Below are 16,466 nucleotides of genomic sequence, written 5' to 3' on the forward strand. Positions count from 1 at the left end.
ATATGCCTTAGCCGAAGAATACATTCATTACAGAACCCAACGTGATTTTGAGCGTAGTAAAGCGACTGATATTAATGTATCTATCGGCAAATTAATTAATAAAGATCAGACTGTCGTGAACGAAAATGCCAACAAAGACAGTGACGTTTTTAATACGCAACGTGATCTAACTGCTGGGATTGTTGGAAAATCAATTGGTTTAAAGATGTTGCCTTCACATGTGGCTAATGCCCATCAAAAAGGCGACATTCATTACCACGATTTAGATTATCATCCATATACGCCCATGACAAACTGCTGTTTAATTGATTTTAAAGGCATGCTAAACAATGGCTTTAAAATTGGGAACGCTGATGTCGAATCACCAAAATCAATTCAAACGGCCACTGCACAAATTTCTCAAATTATTGCCAATGTAGCTTCCAGTCAATATGGTGGTTGCTCTGCCGATCGGATTGATGAATTATTAGCGCCTTTTGCGGAACGTAATTATGAAAAACATTTAGCAGATGCGCAAGAATGGATTGAAGGAGAAGAACGCCAAAAAGCATTCGCTCGGAAGAAAACGAAAAAAGATATTTTTGATGCTATGCAAAGTCTTGAGTATGAAATTAATACCTTATTTACTTCCAATGGACAAACCCCTTTTACTTCTCTGGGATTTGGTTTAGGTACCAACTGGTTTGAGCGAGAAATTCAACGGGCGATTTTACAAATCCGAATTAATGGTTTAGGGATTGAAAAACGAACAGCTATTTTCCCAAAACTGATTTTCACAATTAAACGAGGCGTCAATGCGCAACCTACTGATCCAAACTACGATATTAAACAACTGGCACTGGAATGCGCAACGAAACGCATGTATCCTGATGTTTTAAACTATGATAAAATCGTTGAACTAACAGGTAGTTTTAAGGTACCAATGGGCTGTCGTTCCTTTTTACAAGGCTGGAAAGACGAACAAGGTGAAGAAGTAAATGTTGGCCGAATGAATTTAGGCGTTGTGACCTTGAACTTACCAAGAATCGCTTTAGAAGCGCAAGGAAGCCAAGAAAAGTTCTGGCAAATTTTAAATGAACGTTTAGCGATCGTTAAAGATGCTTTGGTTTATCGGGTTGAACGTGTTAAAGAAGCTAAACCAGCGAATGCACCGATTTTATACATGTATGGTGCATTTGGAAAACGTTTAGCTACACAGGATGCCGTAGATGAACTGTTTAAAAACAAACGTGCCACGGTTTCACTTGGCTATATTGGCTTGTATGAAGTGGCTTCTGCCTTTTACGGCGGTGCTTGGGAGGACAATCAAGAGGCCAAAAACTTTACACTGGATATTTTAAAAGAACTGAAAAAAAATGCCGACAACTGGGGCAACGAATACGGCTATCATTTTAGTGTCTACTCTACACCGAGCGAAAGCTTGACTGACCGTTTTTGCCGTTTAGATACTGAAAAATTTGGCATCGTCGAAAATATTACAGATAAAGAATATTACACAAATAGTTTCCATTATGATGTACGCAAAAATCCAACGCCTTTTGAAAAACTTGATTTTGAAAAGGATTATCCAAAATATTGTTCTGGTGGTTTTATCCACTACTGTGAATACCCCATGTTACAGCAAAATCCCAAAGCACTTGAAGCTGTCTGGGATTACGCTTATGACAAAGTTGGCTATCTAGGAACCAATACGCCAATTGATCATTGTTATGCCTGTGGTTTTGAAGGGGACTTCCATCCAACTGAACGTGGCTTTGAATGTCCAGAATGTGGCAATCATGATCCTAAGACTTGTGATGTCGTTAAACGGACTTGTGGTTATTTAGGTAACCCGCAAGCTCGCCCAATGGTATACGGTCGGCACAAAGAAATTTCCTCTCGTGTGAAACATTTAAAAAATTAAACTCGATTATTCTATAGAAAGAAGTTTTGCTGATGCGTAATCCGAAACCACAAGAATGGAAAACCGAAGACTACAGCCAAAAAAAGATTGCCGATTACAAAGCGTTCAACTTTGTTGATGGCGAAGGTGTACGCAATAGTTTATATGTGAGTGGCTGTCTCTTTGCTTGTGAAGGTTGTTTTAACAAAGCTGTCCAAAATTTCAATTACGGTACGCCGTTTACAGAATCTTTAATGAATCAAATTATTAAAGATTTGTCCCATGACTATGTCCAAGGTTTGACTCTTTTGGGTGGTGAACCCTTTCTGAATACAGATGTTTGTCTTAGTGTAGTCAAACGTGTGCGGGAAACATTTGGCTCAGCCAAAGATATCTGGTCTTGGTCTGGGTATACCTTTGAAGAACTACTTTCAGAAACGCCTGATAAGCTTGAACTACTCCATTCAATTGACATTTTAGTTGATGGGCGCTTTGAACTGGCAAAACGTAATTTAAATTTACAATTTCGTGGCAGTAGTAATCAACGGATTATTGATGTACCCAAATCACTTGCTGCTGGCAAAGCTGTTATTTGGGAAAAATGTCATGACGCCGAAACGTCTTATGAACAAATCAAAAAATCAATTTAAAAAAGTTAGCCCTTTAGCCATCTCTTGAGGATGTGTCTAAAGGGCTAACTTTTTTCCCATAAAGGTAAAACAATGTTTTCATACGCTAGTGGATCTAAATTCGTTAAAGTAATGCCTAATAAACGGATTCCTTGTTCTAAACCTAAAATATCTTCCCAAATTAAATTCGCTTGATAGAAAAGTTCTTCTTTTTTAGAAATATATTCAGGTAATGTCACACGTTTCGTAATCGTCGTATAGTCAGTATAACGAACTTTCAGGACTACTGTTTTGCCATGCTTTTGCACTCGTTGCAATGCACGCTCAACCCCTGCTGCTAATTGTCTCAATTGAGCCGTAACCTGCTCTTCCGTCGTTAAAGGGGTGCCGTAAGTATGTTCCTTACCTACCGACTTACGATCTCTAGTCACTTGAACTGGCGCATCATGGATACCGCGGACTTTACGATACAATGAATAACCCATTTTACCGAATAACCGAATCAACGTCATCTCATCTTGCTTGTATAAATCTGCTCCAGTAAAAATCCCTAGTTCATGCATTTTGGGCACTGTTTTTTTCCCGATTCCGTGGAAATCTTCAATCGGTAATGCTTTCAAAAAATCTTCGGCCTCTTCTGGTAAGACAACCGTCAGGCCCTTTGGTTTCTGGAAATCTGATGCTAACTTGGCTAAAAACTTATTGTAACTAACACCTGCCGAGCAAGTTAACTGCAATTCATGCCAAATATCATATTGAATCATTTTCGCAATTTTAATAGCCGACTTACTGTTGACCTTATTTTCAGTTACATCTAAATACGCTTCGTCAATAGATACTGGTTCAATCACATCTGTATAGCGGCGAAAAATTTCACGGATTTCTTGAGAAATTTCACTATATTTCTGATAATTACCTGGCTTAAAAATGGCACTTGGACATAGTTCATACGCCTTTTGAGCACTCATAGCCGAGTGAATACCGTACTGTCGATCAATATAATTCGCTGTGGTCACCACTCCTTTGCCCCCAGTATCACTTGGATGGCGCGCAATAACTAACGGATGTCCTACTAGCTCTGGATGATCTCGTTCTTCAACTGAAGCAAAAAACGCGTCCATATCTATATGTATAATTTTTCTCGACGTATCTTTTTTTAAGGGAAAACGTAATTCGCTCATCATTTTGATTCGCCTCCTCCCTCCATTATATACGAACGTCCGTTCTTTTTCAAATTGAAACTTCTTTATTTCAACCAGAAAAAGCTGAAAATCCGTGAAGTTATAAACACAGATTTCCAGCTTTTTAATTAAACAACCAATTGTTTTTGTTGATTATAGTAGCCTTTATAGGCAAGATAAGTTGCAATCACTGAACCAATACTTGTTGCTGATAGCAACATAAAAGTCACCATAATCTGATATTTTATCGCATGGACAGGATCAACGCCCGCAAAAATCAAGCCTGACATCATCCCAGGCAAACTAACAATTCCGACAGTTTTGGCAGAATCAATCGTCGGCGCCATCCCGGTTTTCACACTTTGTTGGATGATTGGTAAAGAGGCGAGTTTGATAGTTGCACCTAACGCTAGTTTCTCCATTACCGCTTGCCGTTGGTTTTGAAAAAGAGTATCTAAATTGCGATAGCATAAACCAATTGCCACCATCGAATTGCTGGCAATCATCCCACTGATAGGAATGATTTGAGAAGGAATAAATTTAATAGAACCAGAAAAAATCAAAATACCAATGGTAATTCCTGTACTACAACCAATTGCAATGAAAGAAATCAAAAAGCCCTTTTGTAATTGCTGGCTGCGCTTTTTTGCATTAAAGGCTGCGTTGGAAACAATCACCAAAACCATGATGAGCGTTAAAATCAGGTTATTGACTTGAAAAACATATTTTAATAAATAGCCGACTGCGACTAATTGAATGACTGCTCGAATCACACTAATAATAATATCTTTGGTAAAACCTAATTTTTCTTTAGTACTAATAATTAATGCGACCACCACTAGCATGGCTGAAAAAAATAAGGATAAATTATTAACTGCTAAATCCATCTGTCGGCGCCACCTTTCCTGCTACAATACGAATCACTTGCTGTGCTTGCTGAATTTCTTCGGTATCATGCGTGACACGAACCAGCGTGACTCCTTGCTCTTTGTTTAATTGGTTTAACAATTGATTGACAATCTGTTTGCTTTCTTCATCTAATCCCGTTGTAACTTCGTCTAATAATAAAACATCTGGTACAAAAATAATGTTTCGTAGCAAAGCAACCCGTTGTCGCTCACCACCAGAGAGTTCGGCTATTTTCTTTTCAAGATAAGCAGCGGGCAATTTCACTTGTTGGAGTAATGCCACGACTTTTTCCTGATTAAACGCTTCTTGTCTGACGGTAAATGGAAATAACAAATTATCATACACGGTTTCACCAAATAAAGTTGGCTGCTGAAAACAATAAGAAACCTTTTGGCGGTATGTTTCGATTGACATTGTAGTAATTGGCGCTTCTTGATAAAAAATTTCGCCTTCTGTAGGACTTAATAATGAAGATAAAATTTTTAAAAATGTACTTTTCCCGCTACCTGAAGGACCAACAATTGTTGTATTGCTGCCTGTTTCAAATGACAAATCAATATCAGAAAGAATGCTACGACCATTTACTTGATAAGACACGCCTTCTGCTCGCAATAAATTACTCATGTTTCTCTCCTTTTTTAAATGGAATGATATTCTTTATATACTTCTTGTTTTTTTACATTTCTCAATTTGGCCACTTCTTTGATTGCCTCTTTTGAACTCCGTCCCTCTTCCTCCATTAAAACTTGTACATGTTCTTTGAGGGAAATAGCTGGCATTGCTGCTATTGTCTCTTTCTCACCAGTAAATCCGCTAACTAATAAACAACACTCGCCTTTTAGCTTATTTTCTGCTAAATATTCTGTTAATTCTCCTAAGGTACCACGCAAATACTCTTCATGAAGTTTCGTTAATTCTCGACAAATCACAGCGGGGCGTTCTTGACCATAGACTTCAGCAAACGTTGCGACCGTTTTAGCAATCCGATAGGGGGACTCATAAAAAATCTGTGTCGGCCGTTCTTCTTTTAATGCTGATAACACGTCTTTCTGTTCTTTTTTCTTTCTTGGTAAAAAACCATAAAACGTAAATGGCTGTGGTAAAAGACCCGAGGCAATCAAAGCGGTCATTCCTGCCGTAGGTCCTGGCAAGGCAATCACTGCCAGTTCTTCTTCAAGACATGCTGTAACCAATTCATGACCAGGATCACTAATTGAAGGCATACCTGCATCGCTAACTTGGGCAATCGTTTCACCATTCAGCAATCGTGTAATCAGTTGAGGAATTCGCTCTTTGTAATTATGTTCGTGTAAACTAATTTGTGGTGTTGTAATCTCAAAATGATTTAGCAATTTTTGTGTGTTTCTTGTGTCCTCACTAGCAATCACCGTTGCTTCTTTCAATATGTTTAAACAACGAATACTCATATCTTCTAAATTGCCGATTGGTGTTGGGACAAGATACAATTTTCCTTTTGTTGTTTGCTTATCAAAACTTTTCTGTTTTTGCATAGCGCATCCCTCATTTTCCTTTTTCGTTCTATAAATAGACAAAGGTTTGATTTGACAATTGATTGACTGTCAAACCAAACCTTTCCTTTTTATTTGCAGTGTCCACTAAACTTAACGCGTACGTTCCCCATAAATAACATCAAGACAAAAGGCACATTCTTCATCATTTTCACGTCTTGAACCATATAAAATATTGCAGACATGGAAGCCCTCTTCATAAAGTTTTTCCAAATTCATACGTGATTTTGATAGCTCTTGTTTTTCAGTTTCAGTTGTATTTCCTGCTAACTTATTCAGTTCTTGGAGATGCTCTCGTAAGCGTTGGTTTTCGATTTCCAACGTGGTATTTTTTTCTACCAACTCATGGAGTGCTGCTTTAATTTCTCTTAATTGTGCCACGGAACTGTCTAAATCAGTTTCCAACGAATTTAATCCATCATAGAGCGAACGTTTATCCATTTTGATCACCTTTTTCAGCAGCAACTTTCGCAGTAGCTTCTTTGATTTCTTCGTAATCATAATCCGCTGCGATTTCACGACCATGCAGACGAACTTTGACAATCCGACTTAATAGATTCAACCCGACGACTTTGCCTTTGCCATCTGGTGTTATTACTTCTTTTCCATAATCTGGTAATTCTTTTTTAGCGGCTTCATATTCGTCGTTTTCATATTTCAAACAACACATTAAGCGGCCACATAATCCCGAAATTTTGACAGGATTTAAAGATAACCCTTGATCTTTAGCCATTTTGATTGAAACTGGCATAAAATCTCCTAGAAATGTTGAGCAACATAGTTGTCTGCCACAAGGGCCAATGCCACCTAATATTTTCGCTTCATCTCGGACACCAATTTGACGTAACTCAATTCGCGTCCGGAAAATAGCCGCTAAGTCTTTGACTAATTCACGAAAATCAATTCGCCCATCTGCCGTAAAGTAAAAAATCATTTTGCTACGATCGAAGGTATATTCTACTCGCACTAATTTCATTTTTAAGTCATGAGCTCGAATTTTTTCATTGGCAATGCTTTTGGCAGCTTCTGCATCAGCCAAATTTTTTTGTTCTTTTTCTAAATCATTGGCTGTTGCTTTATTTAAAATGGGTTTTAGGTCCTCTGGTAAATCGTCTGAATCGACTGTTTTTTTAGGAATAGCAACAGTAGCTAATTGTTTTGACTGTTGAGATTCAACGAGTACTTTCTCATTATAAATATACTCAGATTTTCCAGGAGCAAAATAATAGATATGACCGGCTTCACGGAAGCGAACTCCTACTACTTCTACCATTTTATTCCTCCTAATCTAGTTCAAGTGAACGTCGCTTCAATCGGTTAAGGAACTTGCTGAAACAACTAAGTTCCTACTATATTATGAAACTGAATGCCACTTGGCACTTTTTTCCTTTATGATTTAGGGTGAATCATTTGGATAACTAATTGTTCACAAACATTTTGCCAACTAACATTGGCAGTCCATTTTTGGCGTGCTTTCAAAATTAGCGCCAACCGTTCCGCCTGCTCTTCCGTTATTTTTTTGGCTTGCTGTGTCGCAACACTTTCTTCCAATAATTGACGGTAATAAACCATGAGCAAGTCAAAGCTAAGCGCTTGTTGTTCTTTTTCCTTAAATACTTTGACCATTTTCTTCTGAACGTAGATAAATGCCTGTAAATCATTACTTTTTAGATAATTAAACCATTGCAAAATGATTTCCCTAGCTTCATTAAACCATTCATCTTGAGAGATTTCAACTGCTTTCTCAAAACTATTTGTCAGCTCAGCTAAAAGGGTTGCAGTCTTTTCACCAATCCCCTGTTTGATTAAGCGATCAATTAATGTTTTTTTGACTAATGGTTGAAAATGTAAGGTTTGGCATCGTGATTGAATCGTTGGTAAAATTCGAGAAAGCGAAGTGGTTTCTAAAATAGCTAAAATTTGTCCTTCTGGTTCTTCTAAAAATTTTAAGAGACTATTGGCTGCGCCGGTACTCATTTTATCTGCTTCTTGAATTAAGAAAACTTTTTTAGCAGTCTCGACCCCACTTTTAGAAAACTCCGCTTTTAATTCACGGATTTGGTTCACTTTGATGGTTTGCCCATCTGGCGCAATTCTTAAAACATCTGGATGTTCATTTTCATTAATCCGCACACAATTATGGCATTCGTTACAAGGCTGTTGATTTACTAAATTCGTACAAAAGACATGTTTCGCCATCCATAAGCCAAATTCTTGTTTTCCAGTTCCTGTATCTCCTTCAAAAAGATAAGCATGGGCAAGACGACCATGCTCAAAACTTTTTTGGAGTTGCTTGTACAGCAAAGGTTGCATTTGCTGTAGCTGTTGTGCTTCATTCATCTTAATATTGATGGAATCCTTCAACTGGTAAGACGAAGCAAGTAGCGCCGCCTACTTCAACTTCCACAGGATAAGGAATTTGGCCATCCATTGTGATATCTAAAGTCACAGGTGTTGAAACATATTGTTTTCTTGATTGACATGTTTCTTTAATTAAAGCTAATGTTTCGTCGACACGTTCATCATCAATCCCAATAATAAATGTGCTGTTTCCCGCTTTTAAGAATCCACCTGTTGAGGATAATTTTGTAGCACGAATATTGGCATCAATAAATTCGTTGGCTAATCGGTTACTATCTTTGTCTTGTACAATGGCTAAAATAATCTTCATGGTCTACACCTTCCTATAATTAAAAGTTTTCTGGATAACGTTCAATAATCGCCTGATACGTTGCTTCTACGACAAGTTCTAAACTCATCCGTGCATCAATCTTTTTGATACGTTGTGGATTTTCTTCTGCTAATTTCAAATATTCATGACGAACACGTTGATGAAATTCTAATCCTTCTGAATCTAAGCGATCAATTTGCTGTGTTCGATTTTCTTGAATCCGCCGTAAGCCAGTATCTGAGTCAACGTCTAAATAAATTGTAAAATCTGGTGAGACACCTTCTGTCGCAAACGCATTAATTGAAGCAATGGGGGCAATCCCAATTCTACGCCCAGCGCCTTGGTAGGCTAATGAGCTGTCAACAAAACGATCACATAGGACTAAATGACCCGCTTCCAAAGCTGGCAAGATTTTTTCCACTAAATGTTGACGACGAGCAGCTGCGTAAAGTAAAGCTTCTGTTCGCTCATCCATTCTGTCATTTCTTGGATCTAAAATAACTGTTCGAATCTTTTCGGCAATCGGTATGCCGCCTGGTTCTCTTGTAGTGACAATTTTTCGTTTTGACTCTTTAGCTAATCTTTCAGAAACTTCCTTCAAAACACTGGTTTTACCAGCACCATCTGGACCTTCAAATGTGATAAAAATACCCTGCACGTGCGAAAACTCCAATCAATTTTTACTTGTATCTATTATACTTCATCTTGCTCTATCAGTCTAATTGAAATCCTTATGTCCTATTTAAAGTGATGCATCCGCTGAAAAAAAGAAACTGAAAAAGAAGTACGGAAAAACTTGAACTGCGACATTTTCTCACAGAAACGACCTACTTCGATTTCAACTTCTTTTTCCAACGATGTTTCTTTTAAATTTCTCGACGTCCTTCGACTGCTTTTAGCAAGGTTATTTCGTCTGCATATTCAATATCGCTGCCGACAGACAAGCCGTGTGCCAAACGAGTAACGGTGATTCCAGCTGGTTTAATGAGCCGTGATAAATACATCGCCGTCGCTTCTCCTTCAGTGGTAGCGTTTGTTGCTATAATGACCTCTTTCACTTCATCATCGTGCAATCGTTTGATCAAAGAGGCAATATTAATATCTTCTGGTCCTGTTCCTTCCATCGGTGAAAGCACCCCGTGGAGTACGTGATACAAGCCTTGATATTCACGCATTTTTTCCATTGCCATAACGTCTTTTGGTTCTTCCACTACTAAAATAATACTACGGTCACGATTTTTATCTTGGCAAATTTCACAAGGATCTTCTTCAGTAATATTTCCGCAAATACTACAGAAATGGAGATCTCTCTTGACACTAATTAGCGCTTTTGCAAAAGCATTAGCATCTTCTTCTTTCATATCAATTGTATAAAAAGCAAGCCGTGTCGCTGTTTTTTGACCAATTCCTGGTAATTTCATATAACTTTCAATCAATTTTGCAATCGGTTCTGGATAATTCATGAGGCTTCTACAGTCCTTTCTTAGCAAGGCGTTTCTGTTATTACTGAGCGAGTTACAACAGATTTTGCGTCACTGAATATCTTATCACGACCTGTCAAAAAAGCAACTGACAATTACTGCTTTCTAATACAAAAACAAGTCGTTAGTTACGAGCACTAAACGACTTGTTTTTGTATTAACCAATCCAGGTTTCGTGTGTATAGGCCATTTCCCAAAAAGCGTATTCCATCTCACTGCTGATAACAAAAGCGGTGATCATAGCTGCTTGTTCTTGTGGTGAACTTTCTTCATATAATTGGTCTAACAGTTGGCGTTCCTCTTGGACGTGTTGGTACGCTTCCTCCCCCGCATAGGTTTCGATCCAACGTTGGTACAGTGGCTCTGGTGAGTGTTGTTTGACTAACTGTGCACCAATTTCTTGATAGAGCCAAGAACAAGGCAACATACTTGCTGCGGCCGTCTTAGGCGTTCCTTCAATAAGTTGGCGATACATATGAGAAACATAGTGATAAGCGGTTGGTGCAATCGGTGTCGCTGCAACTTCTTCTTTCGTAATCGCTAGTTCTTCAAAAAAAGTTTCACGAATAGCTAATTCGCCCAACGCGAGATTTTCCGCATTTGTTAAGAGTAATTTTTTCAATCGAGGTTGTTGCGTTTGTGCCGCAATCAAGCGATAAAGTTGACTAAAGTGTTTTAAATAGTAATGATCTTGAATTAAATAGTAGCGAAAAATCGTTGGACTCAAGGTTCCTTCATGTAACTCTGTGATAAAAGGATGCTGAAAACTCCCTTGCCAAGAAGCTTGCGCTTGTTCTTTGGCTTGTTCTGTAAATGTCATAGGTTTCTCCTTTACGTTAGAAAAATAAACAAATTTGTAAAAATGATGATCAAAATAGCAAGCCCAAGACTGACTTTTGCTGACACAAAATGCTCTTTTCGACTTCTAGTAGCTCCTTCTTCATAGCCATGGGCAGACATTGCTTCCGTATATTTATCTCGCCAAGAAACAGCAACGAGCAGTGTTTTAACATAAAGCATCGGCGACCAAAAATGAAACGTTTTGCCACGGAGTAGGCTTGCTTCTTTTAAATCATTAATTTCTCTTTTCACTTCCGGTAAGGCGTGAACCACCACTAAAATTCCATAAACAAAGTTTGGTGCTAGCCCCTTTTGTTCCAATAACAACAATAATTCTTCAAAATCAACGCCTACAGCAAAAGCTAGTCCTAAACCGGCAAAGGCATACGTTCGACTAAACAAAAGCCAGGCTTGTTGACTACTCGTACCATGCAAATAAATAGACCAAAACGTCCCGATTGCTGGTAAAAGTGGCAAGAAAAATAACCAAAGCAGTAAGCGGGATTTTCGCTGGCCTATTAAAAAAATGACACAACCCATAAAAACCGCCAAATTTGCCAAAATTGACTGAGAAAAAGATAATTCAAAGGTCAAAATAAGAATCAAAGAAGCATAAATTGCTGCATTTGTTTGCTTTATTTGCATGTGGTTCCCTCCTGCCAGATAATCAGTTGTTGCTGCAGCAATTCTATTCGGTAATTGCTCACGCCAGAGAGAGGTTCTAGCCGATGCGTGACGATTAGAAAATCTTGTTGCGCACTTTTTTCTTTGATCCATTCAACAAAATAATTGCATGCTCGCTCATCTAATCCAGCAAAAGGTTCATCTAAAAGTAAACAGTCCAAATCTAAGCTCAGCAAACTAATTAATTGCACCATCTTTTTTTGCCCTTCACTTAGTTGAAAAACACTGTGCTCTAGTTTTTCTTTTAAACCTAAAAAAGTTAAGGCTTCCTCTCGTTTTCTTCTTTTTTCTGCTGTCATGTTCTGACCAAACAAAAGCTCTTCTCGTAAAGTCAACGTGACAAACTGACGATTGGCTTGTTGCACCGCTAATGTCATGTGTTGATACAATTTTTTTGAAGCCCGCAAGCGGCGGCCCGCCAAGAACATTTTTCCTTGATATTTTTGTCTCTGAACGATGGCTTTTAATAAGGTGGATTTCCCCGCCCCATTTGGACCCGTCAACGTGGTAATTCCTTTAAAAAAAAGCGCTTCTTTTTCTTCAAGTAGCACTCGTTTTCCCTGAGACAAACGAAAATTTTTTAATTGGAGCATTGGTTGTTTTACCACAGAAGTTGTAAGCTGAAATGTCTGCGGTTTTGTTTTGATAAACGTCAACGGTTGCTTTTCAAACTGGCCGTTTTTCAACGTGACGACTTGGTCCACAACATCAGCGTAATCGTTGAAATCGTGGTCGCACACCAAAATCGTTTTGCCTGCTTGATGGAGTCTTGCTAAAATTTGAATAAATTGTTTTCGAGAGGTTGGATCAATGCTTGCAAAAGGTTCATCTAATAAAAGAATATCTGGGTTCATTGCTAGCAGAACTGTCAACGCCGCTTTTTGTTTTTCACCACCAGATAACGTCGCTAATTCTCGTGTGAATAAGGTTTGAGTCTGAACAAGTTGAAGCGCTGTTTGGATTTTTCGGTTCATTTCTTCAGGCGAGATTCCTAAGTTTTCTAAAGCAAAAATCAGTTCTCGTTCCAAGGTTTTCATTGTAAATTGTTGACTGGGGTTTTGAAACAGCATGCCAATTTTTTGCGCCTTTTCACGAGTTGATAATTGTCGGCGCTCCATTCCTTCAATCAAAATTTCTCCTTGGTAATCAAGCGGAGCAAATCCGGCAATCAATCGTAAGAGCGTTGATTTTCCACTACCACTATCGCCAATTAATAAGGAAAACGTTCCTTGAGGAATTGCTAAATTTGTCTTTTCAAACAAGGGTTGTTCTCGTGAAAAGGACACAGCTTTTAATTGGATACTATTCATTTTGCCTTCACAGCTAACCCTTGCGCAGACTGAAACATTCGTAAAATAACTTTCGTTAAGAAAATACCAAAGAAACAAATAGAAACGAACCGAACGCTAATTAAAGCAATGTTCATCCCCAGACCGTAATTGCCATAACCAAACTTAAAGTATTCATACACATAACTAAAAATAGTCGTCCCAATCGCACTATAAAATAACGTTAGTGTATCGTATCGTTTGTAGCGTGTCACAAAAAAGCCACTTTCACTACCTAGGCCTTGAATCACACCAGAAATTAATACACTAGGTCCGAAATACGAACCATAAAGCATTTCTGCCAAAGCGGCTAAAACTTCCGCCAAAACAGCACTTCCCGCTCGTGGAATCAGCATCGCTGCAATTGGTGCCACCATGGTCCACATCCCAAATAAAAGCTCATTGGCAAATGGACTCAGTCCTAATGGTAACAGCGCAGCATTCAATAACGCATAGAGGAACCCTGCCCCCATAAAAACACCGCCAAACAAAAAGGCTAAAAAAGCGAGTAAGACGACTTGTTGCAATGACCATTTTTTCAATAAAAAAACTCCTTTCTCTTAACAAAAAGCAAAAGGAGTGACTTAAATAAACCCTGATAAAAGAAAACACACTCATCCTAGGACAGAATGAGTGCGTGAAAAATCAAAGTAAATCGGCATTTCCCTGCGACAGTACTAACTGCATCAGGTTCAATGGGTATCATCTCAGCCATAACAGCACCCCAAATGTTTTTTATTAAAATGTACTTTTACTATAGCATAGAATAATTATAAAAACTAGTCTTGGCACTTTTTTCTTTCATCAAAAGCTGAAGAAATCAAACAATTTTGTAAGATAACTGTTAGGCAAATAAATGGTTGGTTTTTCTGGACTTTGTTATATTGTTCTTTATGAAAGAGAGGCGTTTATACTATGGGTAAAACATTAACTGGCTTTCATTTGAAAGTCATTGGGGTTATTTCAATGGTCTTTGACCATCTATTGCAATTTTTTAGTTTTTTAGGCGTGCCTGGTTGGTTCGGATGGATTGGACGAATTGCTGCACCTATTTTCTTATTTGAAAGTTCTGAAGGCTTCATTCACACAAGCAATCGGCGAAAATACATGTTCCGGTTATTGTTAGGCTTCTGGATTATGGGGATTCTGAACGGCATTTTAAATGCGTATTTTTCAACAGGTGGCTTAATTATCAATAATATTTTTGGGACGTTATTTTTAGGTACGGTCTACATGCAGTCTATGGACTATTTTAAACAAAAACAAATTGGTAAAGGGCTTCTTTGGTTTATTGTGCCTTTATTAATCAGTGCTCTACCTCTCGTTGTTTTTAGTTCTCCAGACATATTAAGCAACCCTGCTATCTTAATTGGTTTCCAACTTTTCAATCTGATTGTGCCATCACTAATGATGACAGAAGGTGGGTTTTTATTTGTTCTCTTGGCCGTGGCTTTTTATTTATTCCATGGCAAAAAATGGTTACAAATTTCAGCGATTGGCGTTGTTGCGTTGATTTCAGCAGCCAGCTATAATTTCCAAGAACTATTCGGGGTGAACCACCAATGGATGATGATTTTAGCAGCGATTCCAATTGTTCTTTATAATTGTGAAAAAGGCCGTGGCATGCGGAATTTCTTTTATATTTTCTATCCAGCTCACATTGCTATTTTTGCAATTATTAGTTTCTTCATGCAACGTTAATTATTTTCTGCTTGACGATTGCCTAAAAACTGTTTACAATGCAACATGTAAACAAATCGTACAGATAACACGCAAGTTGCGTGTCGAGAGAGAGGCGGTTTCTATTCTTATAGAAACTGCTTCTATTTTTTTACGAAAAAATGAAAACTATAGAGGTGATTAAATGGAACAAAAAAACGTACGATTATTCCCTGCCGTTTTAGCGACAGGAATTATGTCTTTTGCTGGCGTATTAATTGAAACAGCAATGAATGTAACCTTTCCGACATTAACAAAGGAATTTGGTGTTTCCACTGGTACCGTGCAGTGGGTGACAACGATTTATTTATTAGTTATTTCTATCATGGTGCCCTTATCCAATTATTTATTAAAAACCTATTCGTTAAGACGCTTATTTATTGTTGCGAATCTTTTCTTTTTGATTGGTTTAGCGATTGATGTCTATTCGCCATCTTTCAGTATCTTGTTATTAGGCCGACTCTTCCAAGGGGCTAGCACTGGGATTGCTTTGCCACTGATGTTTCATATTATTTTGAACTTTACCCCGCTGGAAAAACGAGGAACGATGATGGGGGTAGGCACATTGACCACTTCAATTGCTCCAGCCATTGGTCCAACGTATGGTGGAATCTTAACATCTTCCCTATCTTGGCACGCCATCTTTTTATTCTTAATTCCTGTTTTACTACTTTCTTTGTTTATGGGATTATCTGCTATTCCAGAAATACCTGTTAAAAAAAACACCACTCTTGATTTGGTTAGTTTAATTGGTATTGCCCTGTTATTTAGTGGTTTGTTGATGTTTTTAAGTAAAATTGGCACATTGTTTGGCTGGCTTTCACTTCTGGCAGCCGTTATTGGCTTTGTTATTTTTTATAAACGAGCAACGACCGCTGAACAGCCACTAGTACGTTTGACAATTTTAAAAAATCCCGCCTTCGTTTTATTTTTATGTGGCTTTTTAGTTTGTCAATTCTTATTGTTAGGTATTTCCTTTGTCTTACCAAACTTTGTTCAAATCGTCCTTGGAAAAAATGCGTTTGTAGCTGGGCTAGTCATGCTGCCAGGTGCTACAGTCGGGGCCATTTTGGCACCACTTTCTGGACGAGTGTTGGATCAATACGGCGCTAAAAAACCTATATTATTTGGCTTAAGTTTGGCGACAATCGGTTGGCTAGCTTTAACAATTTTACTGGAGATGCCTGTTTTATTAGGATTCGTCGCTGGACATGTTACCTATATGATTGGTCTAGGTTTTGCATACAGTAATATGATGACGACTGGTATGAGCTTGTTAGAGGAGAAAGATTTTGGCGACGGCAATACGTTATTTAATACACTTCAACAATTTTCTGGCGCTATTGCGACGGCCATTGTAGCAACGATTATTAATATCGCTCAAGACCACGCAGATAATTTTGCTCAGGGGACAACGATGGGCTCCCTCATTTCTCTGATTTTCTTGTTAACCTTATTAGTAATTGTTTTAATTGCTTGCTGGAATTATTTCCGCAAAAAAGCTTAAAAAAAAGCAGCTGGTCAGTTCCATAGTAATGTAGTGACCCCAAAAAGTTAGACTTTTTATAGAGTGGATTTTTCCACTCTATTTTTATGCAGTTTTTTGATTGAAT

The 16,466-nt window shown here is 38.1% G+C and carries 18 protein-coding genes and 1 riboswitch; of the genes, 4 read left to right on the plus strand and 14 right to left on the minus strand.

Annotation, left to right across the window (positions count from 1 at the left end; genetic code table 11):
• Both nrdD and nrdG read left to right on the plus strand, forming a co-directional pair.
• On the plus strand, positions 1–1,903 hold a 1,903-nt coding region (gene nrdD, locus KQI94_RS12355), incomplete at its 5' end, for an anaerobic ribonucleoside-triphosphate reductase (protein WP_216454458.1).
• A 32-nt stretch (positions 1,904–1,935) separates the two neighbouring features.
• Positions 1,936–2,532, plus strand: coding sequence for an anaerobic ribonucleoside-triphosphate reductase activating protein (gene nrdG, locus KQI94_RS12360; RefSeq protein ID WP_002368804.1), 597 nt, complete (start codon positions 1,936–1,938; stop codon positions 2,530–2,532).
• A 44-nt stretch (positions 2,533–2,576) separates the two neighbouring features.
• On the opposite strand, the gene dinB is transcribed toward nrdG, so the two are convergent.
• The 14 genes from dinB to KQI94_RS12430 form a co-directional block, all read right to left on the minus strand.
• On the minus strand, positions 2,577–3,692 hold the full coding sequence (gene dinB, locus KQI94_RS12365) for a DNA polymerase IV (protein ID WP_346011721.1): 1,116 nt from the start codon (positions 3,690–3,692) through the stop codon (positions 2,577–2,579).
• 128 nt (positions 3,693–3,820) lie between these two features.
• Positions 3,821–4,579, minus strand: a complete 759-nt coding sequence (gene fetB / locus KQI94_RS12370) for an iron export ABC transporter permease subunit FetB (protein ID WP_002356377.1) — start codon at positions 4,577–4,579, stop codon at positions 3,821–3,823.
• Positions 4,563–5,225, minus strand: coding sequence for an ATP-binding cassette domain-containing protein (locus tag KQI94_RS12375; protein WP_002368803.1), 663 nt, complete (start codon positions 5,223–5,225; stop codon positions 4,563–4,565). The genes fetB and KQI94_RS12375 overlap by 17 nt, the downstream gene beginning before the upstream one ends.
• Positions 5,226–5,239: 14 nt before the next feature.
• Positions 5,240–6,112 (minus strand): 16S rRNA (cytidine(1402)-2'-O)-methyltransferase, encoded by an 873-nt coding sequence (rsmI, locus tag KQI94_RS12380; RefSeq protein ID WP_002368802.1) that lies wholly within the window; start codon positions 6,110–6,112, stop codon positions 5,240–5,242.
• A gap of 111 nt (positions 6,113–6,223) precedes the next feature.
• Positions 6,224–6,571 carry a DNA replication initiation control protein YabA gene (locus KQI94_RS12385; RefSeq protein ID WP_002368801.1) on the minus strand — a complete coding sequence of 116 codons (348 nt, stop codon included), beginning with the start codon at positions 6,569–6,571 and terminating at the stop codon, positions 6,224–6,226.
• Complete coding sequence (locus KQI94_RS12390; protein WP_002356371.1) at positions 6,564–7,403, minus strand: stage 0 sporulation family protein; 840 nt, start codon at positions 7,401–7,403, stop codon at positions 6,564–6,566. Before KQI94_RS12390 ends, KQI94_RS12385 begins: the two co-directional genes overlap by 8 nt.
• A 116-nt stretch (positions 7,404–7,519) precedes the next feature.
• The gene (gene holB, locus KQI94_RS12395) at positions 7,520–8,470 is read right to left on the minus strand and encodes a DNA polymerase III subunit delta' (RefSeq protein ID WP_002389791.1); all 951 of its coding nucleotides are present in this window, start codon (positions 8,468–8,470) and stop codon (positions 7,520–7,522) included.
• A gap of 1 nt (position 8,471) precedes the next feature.
• Entirely contained in the window at positions 8,472–8,801 is a 330-nt protein-coding gene (locus KQI94_RS12400) for a cyclic-di-AMP receptor (RefSeq protein ID WP_002356367.1), read from the minus strand.
• A gap of 19 nt (positions 8,802–8,820) precedes the next feature.
• Positions 8,821–9,459, minus strand: coding sequence for a dTMP kinase (gene tmk, locus KQI94_RS12405; RefSeq protein ID WP_002356366.1), 639 nt, complete (start codon positions 9,457–9,459; stop codon positions 8,821–8,823).
• Positions 9,460–9,667: 208 nt separating this feature from the next.
• Positions 9,668–10,264, minus strand: coding sequence for a recombination mediator RecR (gene recR, locus KQI94_RS12410; protein ID WP_002356363.1), 597 nt, complete (start codon positions 10,262–10,264; stop codon positions 9,668–9,670).
• A 175-nt stretch (positions 10,265–10,439) separates the two neighbouring features.
• Entirely contained in the window at positions 10,440–11,102 is a 663-nt protein-coding gene (gene tenA / locus KQI94_RS12415) for a thiaminase II (RefSeq protein ID WP_002368798.1), read from the minus strand.
• Between the two features lie 11 nt (positions 11,103–11,113).
• A complete protein-coding gene (locus tag KQI94_RS12420) occupies positions 11,114–11,767 on the minus strand; it encodes a CbiQ family ECF transporter T component (RefSeq protein ID WP_002362491.1) in 654 nt (217 codons plus the stop codon).
• Entirely contained in the window at positions 11,758–13,116 is a 1,359-nt protein-coding gene (locus tag KQI94_RS12425) for an ABC transporter ATP-binding protein (protein ID WP_002368797.1), read from the minus strand. Before KQI94_RS12425 ends, KQI94_RS12420 begins: the two co-directional genes overlap by 10 nt.
• Positions 13,113–13,676: an ECF transporter S component gene (locus KQI94_RS12430; RefSeq protein ID WP_002362489.1), complete on the minus strand. Its 564-nt coding sequence runs from the start codon at positions 13,674–13,676 to the stop codon at positions 13,113–13,115. The genes KQI94_RS12425 and KQI94_RS12430 overlap by 4 nt, the downstream gene beginning before the upstream one ends.
• 104 nt (positions 13,677–13,780) lie before the next feature.
• Positions 13,781–13,871: riboswitch (TPP riboswitch) on the minus strand.
• Positions 13,872–14,049: 178 nt separating this feature from the next.
• On the opposite strand from KQI94_RS12430, the gene KQI94_RS12435 reads away from it, so the two are divergent.
• Together KQI94_RS12435 and KQI94_RS12440 are read left to right on the plus strand one after the other, a co-directional pair.
• Positions 14,050–14,835 (plus strand): TraX family protein, encoded by a 786-nt coding sequence (locus tag KQI94_RS12435; RefSeq protein ID WP_002368796.1) that lies wholly within the window; start codon positions 14,050–14,052, stop codon positions 14,833–14,835.
• A 163-nt stretch (positions 14,836–14,998) separates the two neighbouring features.
• A complete protein-coding gene (locus tag KQI94_RS12440; RefSeq protein ID WP_002368795.1) occupies positions 14,999–16,360 on the plus strand; it encodes an MFS transporter in 1,362 nt (453 codons plus the stop codon).
• Positions 16,361–16,466 lie beyond the last annotated feature (106 nt).

The organism is Enterococcus sp. S183_ASV_20 (assembly GCF_018919685.1).
GTDB classification, from domain to species: Bacteria; Bacillota; Bacilli; order Lactobacillales; family Enterococcaceae; genus Enterococcus; species Enterococcus faecalis.

Bases quoted from the DNA above. Each gene is read 5' to 3' on its own strand.
- nrdG (WP_002368804.1), top strand. From the start codon at position 1,936: ATGCGTAATCCGAAACCACAAGAATGGAAAACCGAAGACTACAGCCAA.
- dinB (WP_346011721.1), bottom strand. From the start codon at position 3,692: ATGAGCGAATTACGTTTTCCCTTAAAAAAAGATACGTCGAGAAAAATT.
- fetB (WP_002356377.1), bottom strand. From the start codon at position 4,579: ATGGATTTAGCAGTTAATAATTTATCCTTATTTTTTTCAGCCATGCTA.
- KQI94_RS12375 (WP_002368803.1), bottom strand. From the start codon at position 5,225: ATGAGTAATTTATTGCGAGCAGAAGGCGTGTCTTATCAAGTAAATGGT.
- rsmI (WP_002368802.1), bottom strand. From the start codon at position 6,112: ATGCAAAAACAGAAAAGTTTTGATAAGCAAACAACAAAAGGAAAATTG.
- KQI94_RS12385 (WP_002368801.1), bottom strand. From the start codon at position 6,571: ATGGATAAACGTTCGCTCTATGATGGATTAAATTCGTTGGAAACTGAT.
- KQI94_RS12390 (WP_002356371.1), bottom strand. From the start codon at position 7,403: ATGGTAGAAGTAGTAGGAGTTCGCTTCCGTGAAGCCGGTCATATCTAT.
- holB (WP_002389791.1), bottom strand. From the start codon at position 8,470: ATGAATGAAGCACAACAGCTACAGCAAATGCAACCTTTGCTGTACAAG.
- KQI94_RS12400 (WP_002356367.1), bottom strand. From the start codon at position 8,801: ATGAAGATTATTTTAGCCATTGTACAAGACAAAGATAGTAACCGATTA.
- recR (WP_002356363.1), bottom strand. From the start codon at position 10,264: ATGAATTATCCAGAACCGATTGCAAAATTGATTGAAAGTTATATGAAA.
- tenA (WP_002368798.1), bottom strand. From the start codon at position 11,102: ATGACATTTACAGAACAAGCCAAAGAACAAGCGCAAGCTTCTTGGCAA.
- KQI94_RS12420 (WP_002362491.1), bottom strand. From the start codon at position 11,767: ATGCAAATAAAGCAAACAAATGCAGCAATTTATGCTTCTTTGATTCTT.
- KQI94_RS12425 (WP_002368797.1), bottom strand. From the start codon at position 13,116: ATGAATAGTATCCAATTAAAAGCTGTGTCCTTTTCACGAGAACAACCC.
- KQI94_RS12435 (WP_002368796.1), top strand. From the start codon at position 14,050: ATGGGTAAAACATTAACTGGCTTTCATTTGAAAGTCATTGGGGTTATT.
- KQI94_RS12440 (WP_002368795.1), top strand. From the start codon at position 14,999: ATGGAACAAAAAAACGTACGATTATTCCCTGCCGTTTTAGCGACAGGA.